The sequence below is a fragment of the Prevotella phocaeensis genome (assembly GCF_900065875.1).
Taxonomy (GTDB): Bacteria; Bacteroidota; Bacteroidia; order Bacteroidales; family Bacteroidaceae; genus Prevotella; species Prevotella phocaeensis.
Map to the genome: position 1 here is coordinate 134576 of NZ_LT160624.1, position 18110 is coordinate 152685.

Genomic DNA, 18110 nt, shown 5'->3' on the forward strand with positions numbered 1-18110 from the left:
GGCATTTATTTTTTATAAAGGGCTTTCTCTCTTTTGGTTATTACGTTCTGTTTATTTCATTTTTTTTCTTAAATTTGCAGATACAACGATATTATCTGATATGGAAAATAATTCTGGCTTGGATTTGTTTCATAAAGGTCTTGAAACGCAGACATGCAGCGGTGTCGTGCAGAACAGATACCGTCCGATAACAGTGTATAAAGCGAGTGCAGGTACCGGAAAAACTTTTACTTTAGCAACGCGATACATAAAACTGCTTATCAACAATCCTGACAGCTTTCGCAATATTTTAGCCGTTACTTTTACGAATAAGGCTACGGAAGAGATGAAGATGCGCATATTGAGTCAGTTGTACGGAATAGCCCACCATCTTCCGGATTCAGAGGAATATTTGAATAAGGTGATTGAAATGACGGGGGCAACCGAGGAATATATTGCCTCTCAAGCCAAGGTGGCTCTATCTAATCTGGTACATAATTATAGCTATTTTAGGGTAGAAACTATCGATACTTTCTTTCAGAGCATCTTACGAAACCTTGCTCGAGAGCTCGATCTTACAGCAAATTTACGCATTGAACTGAACGATCGTCAGATAGAGCAGCAGGCTGTAGATACGTTGATAGAGGAACTTGTGCCGGCAAGTAAAGAGCTTGGATGGATCATGAGTTATATTCGCGAGAATATATCCGATGATAAGAGTTGGAATATAATCGGTCTTTTAAAGCGGTTCGGTGAGAATATTTTCAGGGATTTCTATAGACAAAACGAGGGCGAACTGACCGAAAAACTTAAACAGAAAGGTTTTTTCAAGGAATATACGGATAAATTACGTGCGGTAAGAGACAAGGCTAAAGATAATCTGTTGACAATTGCCGAGACATTTTTCGATATCTTGTCTGCCAATGGTATCGATATTGCCGATTTTAATTATGGTAAGTCGGGGGTATGCGGGTATTTTATAAAGTTACGAAATGGCGTATTCGAGGATAACGAATTGTTGAAAACTCGTGTAACAGACGCTCTTGAAGAGCCGATGAATTGGGTAAAAAAGGGAGATAGAATTCAGGGATCGCCGTTGCTTAATTTGGTTCAGTCGGAACTGTTGCCACTGCTTTTGGATGCTGAACGCATACGTCCGAAGCAGCTTACGCTTTATAAATCGGCAGATATTACATTGAAACATTTAAATCAGTTGCGTTTGTTGAGCAGTATTGAGGCAAAGGTAAGAGAGATGAATGCCGATGCCAACCGTTTTTTGTTAAGCGATACGCAGGCGTTGCTATCGTCTTTGATAGATGAAAGCGATTCTCCTTTCATCTTTGAAAAGATCGGTACGCAGCTGCACCATGTAATGATAGACGAGTTTCAGGATACAAGTACCATACAGTGGCGCAACTTCAAGGTGTTGTTGGATGAGTGTATGAGTCATGAAGATACCGAGAATTTGATTGTCGGAGATGTGAAGCAGAGCATTTATCGATGGAGATCGGGTGACTGGCGTCTGCTGAATGATATTGAAAAAGAGTTTCCTACGGCAGATACAAGTACGATGATCGAGAGATTGGATGTGAATTATCGTTCGGAAGCCAATGTGGTTAATTTTAATAATGCCTTTTTTAAGGCCGCTGCAAATTGGGAGTATCGAAAGGTGGAAGAAGATAATGCTGCAGAAGCCGGACAGTTGAACAGGGCTTATGCCGATGTGGAGCAGAAACTTCCGGCCGGTAAACCGACGAAAGGTTATGTGCATATCGAACTTTTACCGCAAAAGGACTATCACGATAAAATGATGGTACGCCTGAAAGAGGCCGTGGAAGAACTGATAGAACATCATGTTCCATTGAATAGGATAGCCATTATCATACGCTCCAATGGCATTATACAAGAGGTAGCCGATTATTTTATGCGCGAGATGCCCGATGTACGTCTCGTTTCCGATGAGGCTTTTCGCTTGGATGCGTCGCTTGCTGTAAACATAATTATCGATGCCTTGCATGTGTTGATGCATCCTAATGATCGGTTAGCAATTGCAAATCTTGCTAAAGCCTATTGTAAAGTTACTTCCGGTTCCGTGTATTCGGAGAGTACGATGATTGGGGATAGGGAAGATATGACAGCATTGTTGCCCAAAGATTTCTCGAATTATACCGATAGTTTGGTGCGTCTACCGCTCAGAGATTTGGTAGAAAAACTCTATATCATATTCAATCTCGGTTCGTTGCAGCATGAAGATGCGTACTTATGTTCGTTCTATGATCAGTTGAATTCATACATCAGCGACAATGTTTCGGATATAGATTCGTTCGTAGAGTATTGGAATGAGACTATTCACAGTAAGACCATCGCAGGAGACGAGATAGATGGAATTAGGCTAATCACCATTCATAAGAGTAAAGGCTTGGAATTTGAGCATGTTATCATGCCGTTCTGTGATTGGCAATTGGAAAAAGTATCTACGATATGGTGCAAGCCCACCGAGGCTCCTTTCGATGAATTACCGCTCGTTCCGATAGACTTCGTTGCGAAGCAGATGCGAAGTACCATTTATGAACAAGATTACCTGCACGAACATTTGCAGAATGTGGTCGACAATCTGAACCTGCTTTATGTTGCTTTTACGCGTGCCAAATGTTCTTTGCAGGTGTTCGGAAAGCGGGGAAAGAGCGGTATCAGAACAGAGTTGATAGAGACTTGTCTGCCTATAGTGGCCGATACGTTGGAGAAATGTGTATTAGTCGGCGATATCGAAAATGCTGAAGAAATCGTAAGTTTGGAGTACGGATCATTGGAAGATTATTCGCAGAATAATAAAAAAACGAATATCTCGCGTAATGTGTTTAAGCAACCAATAGATACGGAGAATATTGATATCGTATCTTTTGATATGAATGTAGAGTTCCGGCAGAGCAATAAAAGCCGCAGTTTTATAGAGAATGTGGAAGAAGAAGAGGAGACTTTGCCCGATTATGTCAAGATTGGAAGTATTCTGCATAACGTGCTTTCCAATATCAGGACGGCGGCGGACATTAATTCGGCATTGACCGAATTAGAAAAAGAGGGTGTGCTTTACGATCATAACCTTACGCAGGAGAAATTGATTACTATGCTGAGAGAGCGACTTAAAGATAAGCGTGTGGAAGATTGGTTCTCAGACCGATGGACGATATTTAATGAATGTTCGATCGTACATCTTGATGGAAGCAATGATAGGGTGGTGGAACACCGTCCCGACAGGGTGCTGACTGATGGTAAAGAGATGATAGTCATCGACTTTAAGTTTGCTGCACAGCGAGAAGAGCACCATGCTCAAGTAAGACAATACATGGCATTGCTTCGCGATATGGGGTACCGGAATGTGTCGGGATATCTATGGTATGTGTATAGTAATATAATAAGCGAAGTGAGATGAAAGCATTTTTAGAATATGTGGCAGAGGACATCATTTGTAAATACGGCACAAACCTATCGAAGATAGTTGTCGTTTTTCCGAACAAACGTGCCTCGCTTTTCATGAATGAATATTTGGTTCGTGTGGCCGGAAAGCCCATTTGGGCCCCGACATACATCACTGTAAGCGAATTATTCAGACGGCATTCCAAGTTAATGGAAGGCGATCAAATCAAGTTGATATGCGATTTGCATAAAACATTCACTGCTTGTACTAAAATCGACGAGACATTGGATCATTTTTATGGATGGGGACAATTGCTGTTGGCCGATTTTGATGATTTGGATAAGAACATGGCAGATGCTCATCAGGTGTTCGCTAATCTGAAGAATATTCATGAGTTTGATGATGTTTCTTACCTTACGGATAATCAGAAAAAAGCCTTACAAAAATTCTTCAACAATTTCAATGAAGATCATAATTCGGAGTTAAAGCAGCGTTTCTTGTCGCTTTGGAGCAATTTTGAAACGATCTATCATGACTATAATCTTTGTTTGGAACGTCAGGGATTGGCCTATGAAGGAGCCTTGTATCGTAAGGTTGCTTTAGATAAAGATATCGTCTTTGAGTATGATACCTATATATTTGTCGGCTTCAACATGATGCAGAAAGCGGAATTAACCATCTGTGATCGGCTAATGAAGGAGGGGAAAGCCCGGTTTTATTGGGATTTCGACCGCTATTTTATGCCTAAGTCACCGGCACATAATACCCATGAGGCCGGTCATTTCGTATCACAGTACCTGTCTCGTTATCCTAATGAACTCGATGTGACGGATGGAGCTATTTATGATAATTTGAACCGAAAACAGGAGATAACCTACCTGTCAGCAACGACAGAAGATGCTCAAGCCCGATATATAAGCCGATGGCTGCAAGACGAGAAGCGCGTGCAGGCAGGACGAAAGACCGCTATAGTGCTTGCAGATGAAGGTTTGCTTCAAACAGTTATCCATTGTTTGCCGGATACTGTTAAGAATGTGAACATAACCACGGGATATCCATTAACGTTATCACCGGTTTCTTCTTTCATAAATACATTGATTCAATTGCAGACCGTGGGGCATGTTTCGAATACGGATAAGTTTCGTTTGCGTAATGTGAGTGCGGTGTTAAGGCATCCGTATGCGGTATTTGTATCGGAAAACTGTGTAGACTTGCTAAAGAATTTACAGGAGAATAGACGTTATTATCCTTCGATACGAGAGCTTGCAACGGATGATAACTTAGCCTTTCTTTTCAAAGATATCAGTCGTCTTGACGGTGATCGCAACTTACAGTTGGCAAATTGGATGATTGAATTGCTAAGACGTATCGGCATTCGGGCAAAAGAAGATTACGATCCGCTGTTTAAGGAGTCCTTATTCCGTATGTACACGCTGCTTAACAGGCTGGCGGGGCTCATTGAAAATGGTGATCTTACGGTAGATGGCGTTACTTTTCAGCGGCTGATTTCGCAGTTGATACAGTCTACGAGTATACCTTTTCACGGAGAACCAGCCATTGGCTTGCAGATTATGGGGGTACTCGAAACGCGAAATCTCGACTTCGATCACATTCTTGTATTGTCATGCAACGAAGGAAACATGCCCAAGGGAGTGAATGATGCCTCATTTATTCCTTATTCTATTCGTAAGGCATTCGGCTTGACAACCATAGATAATAAGGTGGCGATATACGCTTACTATTTCTATAGTCTGCTGCAACGAAGTTCCGATATAACGCTTGCATACAATACGGCTGCCGAAGATGGAAAGACCGGAGAGATGAGCCGTTTCATGTTGCAGCTGATGATAGAGAGCGAATTCAATATCAAATACGTAATGTTAAGGGCTGGGCAAAAGGTCGTAATGCCACACCGAACACCGATAGAAAAGACGGATGAGATAATAACGATACTGGATTCGTTTACAAAGATATCGCCCACGGCGATCAATAGATACCTGCGTTGTCAGCTTCAATTCTACTATAATATGGTATTGGGGATAAAGGAACCAGACGAGGACGAAGGAGGTGAGATCGATAATCGTATATTCGGTAATATCTTCCATCGCAGTGCAGAACTGGCATATTTGCATTTTGCATCGAAAGAAGAAATAGAAGAAGCAGATGGCAAATTAAAACTAATCCGTCCGTTGCAAATACGTAAGGAAGATTTGGATGCCTTGTTGAACAATAAAGCTGTGATTGCAGAGATTGTAGACAGAGCTTTTGCCGAAGAATTATTTAAGTTGAAAGAAAAGCATGCATCGATAGAATATAACGGCCTTCAGATAATTAATCGGGAAGTTATTATTGGATATTTGAGACAATTGTTAGAGATAGACAAACGATTGGTGCCGTTTACGATTAAAGCATTGGAACAAGACGTCTATGCAACCATAGAGTTCCCCGTCTTGGGAGAAAGTAGAGTACTTAAGATCGGCGGGTATATCGACCGATTGGATGAGGTGAAGCGTGATGAAACGGGGCGGTACATACGGGTGATAGATTATAAAACGGGCAATATGCCATCGAAAACAACCAATACTATTGAAGATGTATTTTCAACGGATGATATTTCTTTGAGGCATACGGATTATTTTCTACAGTCTATTCTTTACTCAATTATCGTGCGGCATAGTGAACAGTGGAACGATAGAAGACTGCCTGTAAGTCCGGCATTGCTATTTATACAGCATTCGATGGGCGAGAATTATGATCCTGTCTTGAAGCTGGGTAAGGAGAAGATCAATGATGTGGAGGAGTACTATGAAGAGTTTAAGGAGCGTTTGAAGAATGTGTTGAGGGAGATATTCGATCCAAAAACAGACTTTAGTCCAACGCCTGATACCAAGAGATGCAATGCCTGTCCGTACAATCGGTTATGCGGAATATAAACAAAAGAGCCGTTAAGACAATCTTAACGGCTCTTTGCGGTGCGTACGAGACTCGAACTTGATTCTGTAACACCTTGTATCATAACTACTTTTATCGGTCTCATTTATCTATGTAGCCAACTTGTAGCCCAAATAGAGTATTTTGAGAGTACATAAATAATCCACTCTAATAGACATCGCCTATGTCATTTCTGGTACAAAGATACAAAGAACATGGACCACCGCCAAATATTTGATTAAAGATCTTTTAGAAAGATTCCGGCTACAATTTCAGTGTACGGTGCAAGTCCTTAATATATAAAAGGGACTTGCACCGTGCACTGACGGCCTATGCATTGGAGAGACAAAAAAAGTACAAATGGTATCATTTTGCCAACATTGGCAATCCAATATTCTTAAAAAAGGTTTATTTCTTTGGAACTTTGCACTTAGAAATCAAATTAACACACAAAATGGATAAGAAGATGATACCTCAAAGGGAAGAGGGGCGTTTGTTTATCGTGCTTTCCACTCTTGAAATCATGCTGTCTTCTTGCGATAACAGCAAGATGAGAGCCCAAGTTGCCGGTATGGAATATTCCAATTTTAGGAAGCATTGCAAGATGCAGAGACAGATTTGAGAATTGACACCTATACCAAATGTGCATCCGCATTCGACATGGATGTGCTTCTTTTGCATCTTCCCAAAGGGATGATAGGTTCTTTGGTGCATACCACTGAAGATAAAGACCAGCGTTTCTTTACAATTGAAAAAGAAGATCTCATCTTTTTGTTGAACAGGCTCTGTCATGTGGAGCACAAAAGAATGATTCAACACATCATACTTCTTGCCCACCGCATAGTAAAAAAGCAAGACAATCTGTCCGAGTTCCGTGACTTGATGGAGGCTATTGAGAAACTTATCAAAAGACTTACACGTGATGACAGATAGTAAAATGCTCCCCACCTCCCTTTTGGAAGAGATACATTCCCTGAAAGAAAGTATGGATCGGATTACAGGCTTCATGCTTGAACTTAAACGGGACTATGCAGTTTTGGAAGAAAAAATCGAATTGAATTCTTCCGATGTTCTGCGGCTTCTCGGCATATCCAGGGCTTCATTGGCACGATGGAGAGACAGCAAGGTCATCCCCTACCGTTATATCTCCTGCAATCACGTGGTCTATCCCTTCAAAGGGGTATACATTGCAATCAAAACGGGACGCGCTTCCTTCAAAGGTTTTCGGAGAGTGGAAGCCTTGCAAAGGCTCAATGCCTACAAGGATGGTATCCTGAAAGGTTACATGGGAGACTCGCAAACCTTATTCGAGGAACTATGAACATTAAGGAAGAAATATTGGAACGCACAAATAGGGGGGTGGAAGTCTTCTGTTTCTACATGCCGATTGATTTTGTTCCAAAATGGAATTTCCGAAATCCACTATATGAGGGCAAACGGGCCTCATGCAATATTTTCTTTGACACTAAGGCACAATGCTACCGTATGAAGGACTTTGGAAATGATGCATACTCTGGCGATTGTTTTTGGTTTGCGGCCACGATTTTGGGACTTGATGCCCGTACAGATTTTATGAAAGTATTGGCAACCATTATACATGACTTAAATCTTAATATTTCCTTTGAGAATAAAGGAAGTTGGGGAACAGAAATAGGTGTCACAAAGCGTCCTACTACTCCTCTTGTTGTGCATAAGAAAAGTAAACCCAAACACAAGTGGCTGGCTTAACAGAAGAGGAAAGACTGTTTGTTGTTCAGACTGTTATAAATGGTGATGTGAATAATAAAATACTAGCATCAAAGGTGATACAGAATCATATCATCAACGATGAAAAGCTACTTGAGCGAGTTAATTCATATATAAAACCATCAACGACACCTGAGGTGGTGGCATTCTTCATCAGGAGTGTCATTGTAAATGGAATTGATATAGACAATGAAGACAAATTAATTAAGAAAGTTGTATCGGGGGATATCTATACACAATTATATAAGTTAGAATTCTCATTATTTAAAGGTGAGTCTGTTTCTGTTGATGATTTTCTTGAATTAGCTTCAGAACTTACGTTTTCAATACAAGAGGAAGCAACAAGGGTGATGCAGAAATATTTTGCGCAAGATGAGACGGTTAGGCAGAAAGCTCTAAAGTCAGTGAACGCCAAATTCAGAGAACGTGGAAATATAGACAGGAACATGGCTTGGAGATATCTGCTGTCTTGCTGGTTGAATCATCCACATGTTATAAAAGCTATTAAAGAAGAGCTCAATAAGGAGTATCCTTTTAATCTCGGTACTAGTTATGAATTGTGGGAGATTATTCAAAGACAAGAAATATCACCCGATTTATATCAAGTGATAACCGATTGGGCTGTAAATAGGGACAAAAAGCATATTATGTGGGGTGCTGAATCCTTCATTGTAAATACGATCGTGAATGATTCTCGAATCAAAACCAAACTTCTTGAAGCATTAGAGGGAATGACAAGTTATCAGCATATTGTTGTCTATCCTCTCGTCAAAAACTGGGGGCAAGATGCTGATGTCATCGAAAAACTACAAAGATGTCTAGAAGAGATGCCATTAGACCAATCTTCGTGGATAGCAGGATATGCAAATATACCAAGGCGATGACGAACGAATCAAGACGTATCTAGACAAATGCATCAATTATGCAAACGAAAGTATAAAGAAGGACTGGGCCGCTTCTGTGTATATAGAACATTACAAAGACGAATTTGCAGAAAGATACATACCACGGATACTCAATGGCGAAATCTCGATGAACGACCATATTTTCGGTTCAAAATGGGGCATACAGAAAGCCATCATTGGGAACTATTCAGAGCGTCAGGATGTACGAGAGTACTTTCAGAAATATTATTCTAACGACTATAGGTTTGCAGGATAGATTTTAGCAAAGTATCATGGGTCTGAGTTGGCTTCTATAATGTTTAGGAAATGGTATCACATGGATACGCGTCTGAGGTTGATGATGATACACAAGATCTCTAACTTGTCGAGTATAGACGAACGCATAGAGGGAATGTTACACTTATTCCAGCAGGAGGGTAACGCTTATGTCCTGTGTGATACAGTTTTGTGTTTGGTCAATCATTTAAAGAGAATGGGACGAGACGCAGATGTTTTCAAGGTCGTAGAAGAGGTGTTCAATACGGCGCAGGTTACAATACTTATAAAATGAGATTCTGTATATACCTGACGTATCATCGGCTTGATGAGTATGTGCAATTAGATTTGAGAACTGACGGTAAAGAATACGAATTTGCATAATTTCACATTTTTCACAACGACTGTAATCGCTTTTCTTTCATCGGTAAAGAAGAAAAACACGAAAGAACGCTCACTTTTCCACGCAAAGTATTACCTTTGCAATTGAAATAGTGAGCGTTCTTCGGTTATACAAAACTATGAACTTCCAAGCACTCCGCTTATTTCTAAATCATTACCTATACGGCCTGCATTTAATCGCAGAGCATTGTGCTTTAAGCACTTAGCCCGAAATCATATTTTTTACTGGACAGCAATAGAAAGAAATATGCATTTGATTCAACGACCATTCCTCTATGTCTCTCTACGTTTCTGTGGGCAAGATTCAGAAAGAAGAAAGGCGGTGTCAAAGCTCATGTCTTATATGACATTGAGGCTCAGGTGCCAGCCTTCTACACGGTAACCACTGCATCAAAGCACGATTCTACGGCAATGTCTTCAATTCCTTATGAGCCAAATGCTTACTACATATTCGACAGGGCTTATGACTCTTTCAAGGAACTCTACGGGATACATCTAACAGGTTCTTTCTGTGTAGTCAGAGCCAAGACTAACTTGAAATACAAGATAGTCAAATGTAAGAGACGCACGCCAAAGAACGTGCTGACCGATGCCGAGGTGAAACTTACAGGCTGTCTGTCTGATAAGAAGTATCCAGAGTCATTTAGACTTGTAAGATACTATGATGAGGAGGAAGAGCGTGAGTTCACTTTTCCCACCAATGCCAAGCAGCTTACAGCTCTTGAAGTTGCAGAACTTTACAAGAAAAGATGGTAGGTCGAACTCTTCTTCAAATGGCTAAAATAGTATCTCAAGGTCAAGAAGTTTTGGGGCACTACGGAGAATGCCGTCCGCATCCAGATTGCTGTCGCCATTATAACCTATTGTCTTGTGGCTATCATCCATCATGATATGAATTTGGAACGCTCTACCTATGAAGTCTTGCAAATCCTAAGCATATCACTAACGGACAAAACTCGCTTAACTGATCTCTTCGATAAGACAAAATTCAACGATGTCAAAGAACTCGATTATCCCCTCTTTCCGGGATTGATTGATTAATATTTTAACTCGTCCCAATTTTAATGGGACACTAATGAGTTTATTTTAATAAATAATCAAATAAATAAGTTTTTGTACCGCATTTATATGGCGAGCGCGGTGGAATGTCAAGTCCTTTTTAATCCCTGCTTGCCAGCTCCAACGCTTCAACTCAATCGAAGTCCATGAGCCGTATGTGAAACCTGAGAAAACGTTGTCTTCCGGCTTTCCTCTTTCTCCGAGGTATTTTTCTGCCAGTGAGGTTATGTCCAGATATTCTTGTCCACTTGCTTTCTTCTGTTGAAGATAATTCGGGTAAAGTCTCCAAATTTTTGTACTTCACTCCAAATCAGTTTTTGGATGTCGCTTTTACGAAGAATGGTAAGACACGAAAAGAGAAACGCTCTTTTCAGAATAGGGAAGCGACAGGAAGTGGCAGCCAACTGCTTGACTTCTTCCAATGTCAGGTGTTCCCTACGTGGTCCGGTACGCTTATGAGTGTCTTTTACGATAATACTCCAAGAAAGGGGTGTCCTCTTTGAATTGTCTTGTGAATGAATACTTGCCATTCTATATTTAAATTGTCCGTTTGGCTTTAATAGCTTGGGCGGTGGCTAATGTCTGACGGTTTTGCTCACGTTCTGTTTGGGTTTTCGCATCAATCAAATATAGCTTCAGATACTCTTTGTTTCGTTTGCCGTTTCGATAGATGTCGAGATAAAGGCTTATGCTTCCATTAGCTAACTTTTTCTCACGGAGCTTTACCAGTTCTTTCTGTGTAATTGTCTTCTTTGCCATAATTCATTCTGCTTTACCGGTTAATAGTCGGGGACGAAACTTTGTCCCCCGAGGGACAGTTTTTTATCCCCCGTTTCTACTTCGAGGGATAATACAGGGATAAAATTATGCAAAAAGAACGAAACAATATAGAAAACATGAAGAAAAAGAGCAAATACTCATCCGATTATAAAACGCTGATAATTGTTGTTTTACAGAGGTATATTCGCTCATTGTATGGTTTTCTTTTCAATTTTCTATTTTCCCACGCAGAATATTTATTTCCCGATGCAAAAGTGTGAAAAAATATTTTCTAAAACTTCGTTGGTTGTGATTCGACCTCCTGTGATTTCTGCTAAGTGATCGATGCAGATACGAAGATCTTCGCTCAATAGGTCGCCACTTAGATTTTTTTGTAATCCTTCGATTACTCTATATATGCTTTCATGAGCATGCGTGAGGGCTTCATAGTGACGTACACTCGTTATTATGATATCATTTTCTTTTATTTCTGGAATATCTGCAGCTTGGAATAAGGCATCTTCCAATTGAGGAATGTTGGTTCCTTGTTTTGCAGAAATGTATATAATCGGTGATTGGAGAGATATAGGAATAGGTGAAGTGTTCTCTAAATCAATTTTATTCCATACGGTAATGAGTTTTTTGCCACGTATGTTCTTTTTGATTTCGGAAATTTCTTCATTGGTCGGTTGCTTGTCGATAAGCCATAAAATAATAGTTGCCTCATTTATTTTTTGATAGGTACGCTCGATTCCTAACAGTTCGATTTTATCGTTGGTATGACGGATACCGGCAGTATCAATGAAACGGAAAGTTATGCCATGGATTTCAGTTGTATCTTCAATAACGTCGCGTGTAGTACCATGGATATCGCTTACGATAGCCTTATCTTCGTGTAACAGACGATTGAGCAGAGTGCTCTTTCCAACATTCGTTTTGCCCACAATAGCTACAGGTACTCCGTTTTTCAAGGCACTACCGGTTTCAAAAGAGGTTGCGAGGGTACCAATGCGTTGTTCGGCTTTTTGTACTAACTCCAACAGTTCTTGTCTGTCTGCGAAATTCACATCTTGGTCGCTAAAATCCAATTCCAGTTCTATGAGTGAAGTTATCTTTAGCAATTGGTCGCGTAGGATAGACAATTCGTTACTGAAATTGCCTTTTAATTGACTTAGGGCTATTTTATGAGTAGCACGGTTGGTAGTTGCAATAAGGTCTGCCACAGCTTCTGCCTGACTTAAATCCATCTTTCCATTCAAGTACGCACGTTGAGTATATTCGCCCGCTTTGGCCTGTCGACAGCCAGCATCTATTAAGGTATGGAGTATCTGATTTATAATATAATGACTTCCATGGCATGATATTTCCGTACTGTCTTCACCTGTATAGCTGTGGGGGGCACGGAAAATGGATACTAACACATCGTCAATAACGTCTCCTTTTCTGTTAATAATCTCTCCATAATGTATGGTATTAGGATTAGCTTCAGTAAGAGACCTGCCGTTTGCCGAATGAAAGGCATTAGCTGTAATGGATATAGCTTGTGGCCCCGATATTCTTATTACTCCTATGGCACCTCCTGATGGTGTTGCCAATGCACAGATAGTTTCTGTTATCATCCTGTAAAAAATGTTTGAGTAGCAAGCTCATGGATACTTGCTACCCATTACTAATGAAAAATTAGATACGGTCGAGTACTTCAAGGATTAGTCCGTCAATAGAATTCTTATAATTTGAGTTTGCCTGCTTGGCAACTCTGTTAGCAATTACCATACAGCATGTAAGCGCTTGATGTTCCATCAATTTGGCTAAACCTGCCAAAGCCGAACTCTCCATCTCGAAGTTTGTTATCTTGAGTCCTTTATATTCAAAACTCTCCACTTTCTCATTTTGTTGCGGATCAGCAAGAGGTATTCTAAGTTCCCTACCCTGTGGACCGAAAAAACCTCCGCATGCAATAGTTACACCACGTACCATATCGTCTTTGGCGATACGGTCTATCAATTCTTTATCATTGTCAATTATATATGGTGCACAGAGCAAAGGGTTCCACTTCATGTGCTGTTTAAAATTCTCTTCAAGATCTAAATCGCAAACTTCGTTGCGTCCTGCATAGAAGTTCAGCAAACCATCGAAACCGATACTCTTCTCACTGGCAATGTATGTTCCTGTCGGTGTGAAAGGTTGCAAGCCCCCGCAAGTACCTATTCTTACAAGAGTGAGTTTCCGTTTTTGTTCTTTCTCGGTACGAGTATCGAAGTCTATATTGGCAAGCGCATCAAGTTCATTCACTACAATATCGATATTATCGCAACCTATGCCTGTACTTTGCACGGTGATACGCTTTCCTTTATATGTACCTGTTATTGTATTAAATTCTCGATTACTAACTTCGCATTCCTTTGTTTCGAAGTGGGATGCTACCAAAGCCACACGTCCGGGATCGCCTACAAGAATTACTTTGTCAGCAAGTTGTTCCGGTTTTAGGTGTAGATGGAATATACTTCCATCTTGGTTGATGATTAGTTCTGATTCCGCAAAATATTTTGCCATGATCCGATAATTTAATTTGTTATTGATAAATTATTTTCATAATTGCGAATTCTCTTTTCCAATTCGCTTAATTCTATTCTTTGCTTTAGTATTGTTTGTTCTTCTTGAATGATTATTTGTTTTAGTTTCTGCTTTTCTTGTTTGGAAGACGTTGCATAACGCTCTCTCAAAGATTGCAGGGCATTTTCCTTTTCCTGCAACTGATTTCTTTCTTGCATAAGGCTTTCGAATGCTTGCCTGCCTTTAATTGTCTTAAAGTCGCTTAGACGATGGTATATCAATTTATTGTTGATAGCAAAGTTGATTGTACTTTCCGATCTTTGTGTATTACCTTTCAAAAGGGCCAAACGTTTAAGTATTTTTTGTCTGTTTCCGAATGCCCATGTATCTCGGATGCTGTTTAGATCGGCATATTTTTTTAATTGAGCGTGAGTGAGCCCATCATTATCATAATTCTGTCTTGAAGCCGTTGTCGCAAAAGTGTATATACAGACTTTCCCTTCTGGTTGGTAGCGGTCTGAAACAAGCCATCCTACAGAGTCGATATCGTCGAACGCAATGAAATAGTCATTAGCTTTGGAATTGAATGGTAAGCCATAATTCTCAGCTTTATAGAATTTTCCGCTTCGTGAATCGAAGCGAGTTACGAATATATCAAGCCCCCCCAGACTCTTTTCTCCCTTTGCCGAGAAATATAGCGTAACACCATCAGGCATTAAGAATGGGTAATTAAAATCTGTAAGTCCGTCTGCCAATTCATTTATTAATTTGGGAGCGCTCCATGTATCGACCAGTCGATCGGTTATATAAAGATATCGTTGTACAGAGTCGCCTTGCGAATATATTTTATGGTTATTAAATTCATTTGTGTATACGATACGTTCTCCATTGTTCTCGGAAGTAATCATTCCACACTCTTTAGTAAGCGGAATAGAATTGATAAATAAGGCTTTATCAACGACTATACTATCTACGAACATTACTTTTGCTGTTGCGGCAAGCATGCTTTCGTAGAGTTTTTCGGAAGGTGATAACTCTATTCTTATCTCCTTCCGGTTGCTTTTATTCTTTGTTCCTTTTTTCTTCGTTTGTGCAAACGAGGGTATTGCCAATATTAGTAAACAAATTATCGGCAGTATTAGTTTTGCCAATTTCTTCATGTCGCAAAAATAAGAAAAATATCTAAGTATGCCAAATATTATCATCATTTTGGATTGTGCCTATGTTTTTAACACTAAATTCTTAATACTTTCTATCTTTCTCTGTCGTTTCACAACTAAAAATTGCATGAAAAATTTACAGCCGACCATACAAGTTGATTTCTATAATCGAAGTTACAAAGATTTTGAAATATAGAAAGTTCTTTTTTATTGATGATATACATCAGTTCAAAACAATGATATCAATGTTAAATGCTTTTCTATACATATATACTGTTACTTCTTCATTATTATGCTGTCATACTGTTATAATAAATCAACGATATTGATAACAAACGAATTGTGCTATAATGAAAGCTAATGATATAAAAGTAAAATATCGTATGAACTTGATTTAGACAGATATCATACCTATTTGCCAACAAACGTGTACCACTCTTATACTGACGATACAGCTTATTTGTAAGATGCATATACCATTGCAATATGAAGAGTAAATATTATTTTCAAGATACTCGATACATGGACTTTTCGCTGTGTTGGCGTCATGCCATTATACAGAGAACAATTGTATTTCAAAGATAAACAACGAATTATTTTGCTCAAATTGCGTTAAATTCTGGTTACTTGTTTTACGCCTTTTACCGTTCTGATTTTCTTAATAAGGGCATCGAGGTGGGAAGTGTCGTTCAATTGAACGATAAGATTGCCGCTGAAAAGGCCGTCGTGGCTGTCGATATTGATGCTTCTCATCACGATTTTTTCTTCTTTTGAGATAATACTTGTGATGTTATTCACGATGCCAATATCATCGTTACCGATAATGTGTAGCGTGATGCTATACAGATTACTGCCTTTTCCGCTCCAACGGGCTTTCACAATTCTGTAGCCGAAACGTTTCCTTAGTTCAGGAGCGTTAGGGCAGTCGGAACGATGGATTTTTATGCCTCCGTTGACAGTAACGAAACCGAAGATCGGATCACCATAAATGGGGTGGCAACATTTAGCTAAAGAATAATCTATACCTTTCAGGTTGCGGTCGATTACCAGCACATCTTCGTTCTGTTTTACGATTTCTTCGTCGGGGTTTTCGTAGCTGTATTGATCTGCCGACTGTGCCGTCTTGTTGGAATTGATATTGAAATCGTGGTCTCTTATTTCTACGTAGCGTTCTATGATTTCGTTGGGATCGAGTTTATCATCGGCTATCTGCTTGTAAAAATCTGAGACCTCTTTGAAGCCCATCTTCTTTATGAGATGCGACATGACAGCCTCTTCTATTTCGATTTTCTTGTTTTTAAATCTTCTTTCGAGCAATTCCTTGGCGTATAAGGCATCCTTGGCTTGTGTCTCTTTCAAGGCGAGGCGTATTTTCGACTTAGCACGTGAGGTCTTGACGATATTTACCCAATCCCGTTTTGGTTTCTGATTGTTTTGGGTGATAATCTCTACTTGATCGCCCGAATGCAGCATTTCTCGCATGGGAACAACTTTTCCGTTGATGCGTCCGCCCACGCATGTATTGCCCACACCCGAATGAATGTGGTAGGCAAAATCGAGCACAGTTGCCCCCTTGGGGAATTTGTACAGGTCGCCTTTCGGGGTAAAGGCGTACACCTCGTCTTCGTACAAATCGAGCTTGAATTGATCCATCACCTGCATGTTATCGCCGGCCTCTAAAGCTGTTCGGATGCTTGTGAGCCATTCGTCCAGCGCCCCTTCACTCTTAATTCCCTTATAGCGCCAATGGGCAGCCAGTCCCCTTTCTGCTATATCATCCATACGTTCAGTGCGTATCTGTACTTCTACCCATTTGTTTTCGGGGCCTAAGACCGTGATATGGAGACTTTCGTAGCCATTTGATTTAGGTACTGAGAGCCAGTCGCGCAGCCGTTTGGGATTAGGTTGATACATGTCCGTGATGATCGAATAGGCTTGCCAGCATTGCATTTTTTCTTTTTCGATCGGAGAATTTAGTATGATACGAATGGCAAAGAGATCGTAGATACCTTCGAAGCCACACCGCTGTTTTTTCATTTTCTGCCAAATGGAGTGGATACTCTTCGTACGTCCTTTCATGTGATACTGCAGCCCTGCAGCATCTAACTTTTCTTCTATCGGTTTGATGAAACGCTCAATATAAGCATCTCTCGATTTCTTCGTGGTGTTCAGCTTATCCTTAATCATGTAATAGGCATCATGTTCAAGGTATTTCAGACTTAGGTCTTCAAGTTCGCTTTTCAGTTTATAAAGCCCGAGTTTGTGTGCCAAAGGGGCGTATAGATAGCTTGCTTCTTCCGACACTTCTCGTTGAGCCTGCATGTTAGAAGTGTCGCGTATCTGCCTCATCAGGTTTACTCGGTCCGCAATCATGATGAGTATCACTCGCATATCTTCTGCAAACGACAATAACAGATTGCGGAAATTTTCGCTTTCTATCACCGGATTTTTACTGTACAAATCGTGGATGCGTACCAATCCGTGAATAATATGAGCCGTACTTTCGCCGAAAGTATTACGAATAGTATCAAGGTCTGTATTCTTATCGAGTACACTGGTGTAGAGCAATATCGCAATTACGCTATCGCGTTTCAGCCCGATTTCGTTAACAGCAATTTCTGCTGTCTGCAATGCGTTCAGTATAGGGTTTAGTCCGAATACATCTCTATGAATGTGATTATTACCGATAGCCGCTTCCAAATGTTTATGAATGTTTTCAAAGTCGTTATCTTTTAACGAGTCGCCTATGGCATTACGCAGACCGGCAATAATCTTTTTCGAAGCTTCGTGTTCCTGTTCTGTAAATACAAATTTTGCTTCCATGCATTGTTTCCTATTGAGTGATGGGTGCAGACGATGCTGCATATACCTGAAGGGTATTCTATTTATCGCTATTGCAAAGGTAACATTTTCCATGTAAACATTTCCTGTTTTCAGAAAAAGTAA

10 protein-coding genes and 3 pseudogenes are annotated in these 18110 nt (G+C 40.2%); 8 read left to right on the plus strand and 5 right to left on the minus strand.

What is annotated here, in order from left to right:
• The first annotated feature begins 100 nt into the window (after positions 1–100).
• The 8 genes and pseudogenes from BN3912_RS06005 (at position 101) to BN3912_RS12490 (ending at position 10389) form a co-directional block, all read left to right on the plus strand.
• Positions 101–3409 carry a UvrD-helicase domain-containing protein gene (locus tag BN3912_RS06005; protein WP_023983218.1) on the plus strand — a complete coding sequence of 1103 codons (3309 nt, stop codon included), beginning with the start codon at positions 101–103 and terminating at the stop codon, positions 3407–3409.
• Positions 3406–6327 (plus strand): PD-(D/E)XK nuclease family protein, encoded by a 2922-nt coding sequence (locus tag BN3912_RS06010; RefSeq protein WP_023983217.1) that lies wholly within the window; start codon positions 3406–3408, stop codon positions 6325–6327. Before BN3912_RS06005 ends, BN3912_RS06010 begins: the two co-directional genes overlap by 4 nt.
• Positions 6328–6779: 452 nt before the next feature.
• A pseudogene (locus BN3912_RS06015) lies at positions 6780–7258 on the plus strand (hypothetical protein).
• On the plus strand, positions 7248–7646 hold the full coding sequence (locus tag BN3912_RS06020; RefSeq protein ID WP_023983214.1) for a hypothetical protein: 399 nt from the start codon (positions 7248–7250) through the stop codon (positions 7644–7646). Before BN3912_RS06015 ends, BN3912_RS06020 begins: the two are co-directional and overlap by 11 nt.
• Positions 7643–7957, plus strand: a pseudogene (locus BN3912_RS06025) (bifunctional DNA primase/helicase); the annotation flags it as partial. The gene BN3912_RS06020 and the pseudogene BN3912_RS06025, both read left to right, overlap by 4 nt.
• An 83-nt stretch (positions 7958–8040) precedes the next feature.
• The gene (locus BN3912_RS12480) at positions 8041–8955 is read left to right on the plus strand and encodes a hypothetical protein (RefSeq protein WP_023983212.1); all 915 of its coding nucleotides are present in this window, start codon (positions 8041–8043) and stop codon (positions 8953–8955) included.
• On the plus strand, positions 8933–9232 hold the full coding sequence (locus tag BN3912_RS12485; protein ID WP_023983211.1) for a hypothetical protein: 300 nt from the start codon (positions 8933–8935) through the stop codon (positions 9230–9232). Before BN3912_RS12480 ends, BN3912_RS12485 begins: the two co-directional genes overlap by 23 nt.
• Before the next feature lie 692 nt (positions 9233–9924).
• On the plus strand, positions 9925–10389 hold the full coding sequence (locus BN3912_RS12490; protein WP_230204671.1) for a transposase: 465 nt from the start codon (positions 9925–9927) through the stop codon (positions 10387–10389).
• A 330-nt stretch (positions 10390–10719) separates the two neighbouring features.
• Here BN3912_RS12490 and BN3912_RS12625 read toward each other — a convergent pair.
• The 5 genes and pseudogenes from BN3912_RS12625 to BN3912_RS06060 form a co-directional block, all read right to left on the minus strand.
• Positions 10720–11451: pseudogene (locus tag BN3912_RS12625) on the minus strand (hypothetical protein).
• 257 nt (positions 11452–11708) lie between these two features.
• Positions 11709–13070 carry a tRNA uridine-5-carboxymethylaminomethyl(34) synthesis GTPase MnmE gene (gene mnmE / locus BN3912_RS06045; RefSeq protein ID WP_023983205.1) on the minus strand — a complete coding sequence of 454 codons (1362 nt, stop codon included), beginning with the start codon at positions 13068–13070 and terminating at the stop codon, positions 11709–11711.
• A gap of 61 nt (positions 13071–13131) precedes the next feature.
• Positions 13132–14004, minus strand: a complete 873-nt coding sequence (locus tag BN3912_RS06050) for a nucleoside phosphorylase (RefSeq protein WP_023983204.1) — start codon at positions 14002–14004, stop codon at positions 13132–13134.
• A gap of 11 nt (positions 14005–14015) precedes the next feature.
• Positions 14016–15212: a hypothetical protein gene (locus BN3912_RS06055; RefSeq protein WP_036858937.1), complete on the minus strand. Its 1197-nt coding sequence runs from the start codon at positions 15210–15212 to the stop codon at positions 14016–14018.
• 564 nt (positions 15213–15776) lie between these two features.
• The gene (locus tag BN3912_RS06060; RefSeq protein ID WP_036858935.1) at positions 15777–17987 is read right to left on the minus strand and encodes a RelA/SpoT family protein; all 2211 of its coding nucleotides are present in this window, start codon (positions 17985–17987) and stop codon (positions 15777–15779) included.
• Positions 17988–18110 lie beyond the last annotated feature (123 nt).

Excerpts from the sequence above, each read along its gene's own strand:
- mnmE (WP_023983205.1), bottom strand. The coding sequence starts at position 13,070 with ATGATAACAGAAACTATCTGTGCATTGGCAACACCATCAGGAGGTGCC.
- BN3912_RS06055 (WP_036858937.1), bottom strand. The coding sequence starts at position 15,212 with ATGATGATAATATTTGGCATACTTAGATATTTTTCTTATTTTTGCGAC.
- BN3912_RS06010 (WP_023983217.1), top strand. The coding sequence starts at position 3,406 with ATGAAAGCATTTTTAGAATATGTGGCAGAGGACATCATTTGTAAATAC.
- BN3912_RS06060 (WP_036858935.1), bottom strand. The coding sequence starts at position 17,987 with ATGGAAGCAAAATTTGTATTTACAGAACAGGAACACGAAGCTTCGAAA.
- BN3912_RS12485 (WP_023983211.1), top strand. The coding sequence starts at position 8,933 with ATGCAAATATACCAAGGCGATGACGAACGAATCAAGACGTATCTAGAC.
- BN3912_RS06005 (WP_023983218.1), top strand. The coding sequence starts at position 101 with ATGGAAAATAATTCTGGCTTGGATTTGTTTCATAAAGGTCTTGAAACG.
- BN3912_RS06050 (WP_023983204.1), bottom strand. The coding sequence starts at position 14,004 with ATGGCAAAATATTTTGCGGAATCAGAACTAATCATCAACCAAGATGGA.
- BN3912_RS06020 (WP_023983214.1), top strand. The coding sequence starts at position 7,248 with ATGACAGATAGTAAAATGCTCCCCACCTCCCTTTTGGAAGAGATACAT.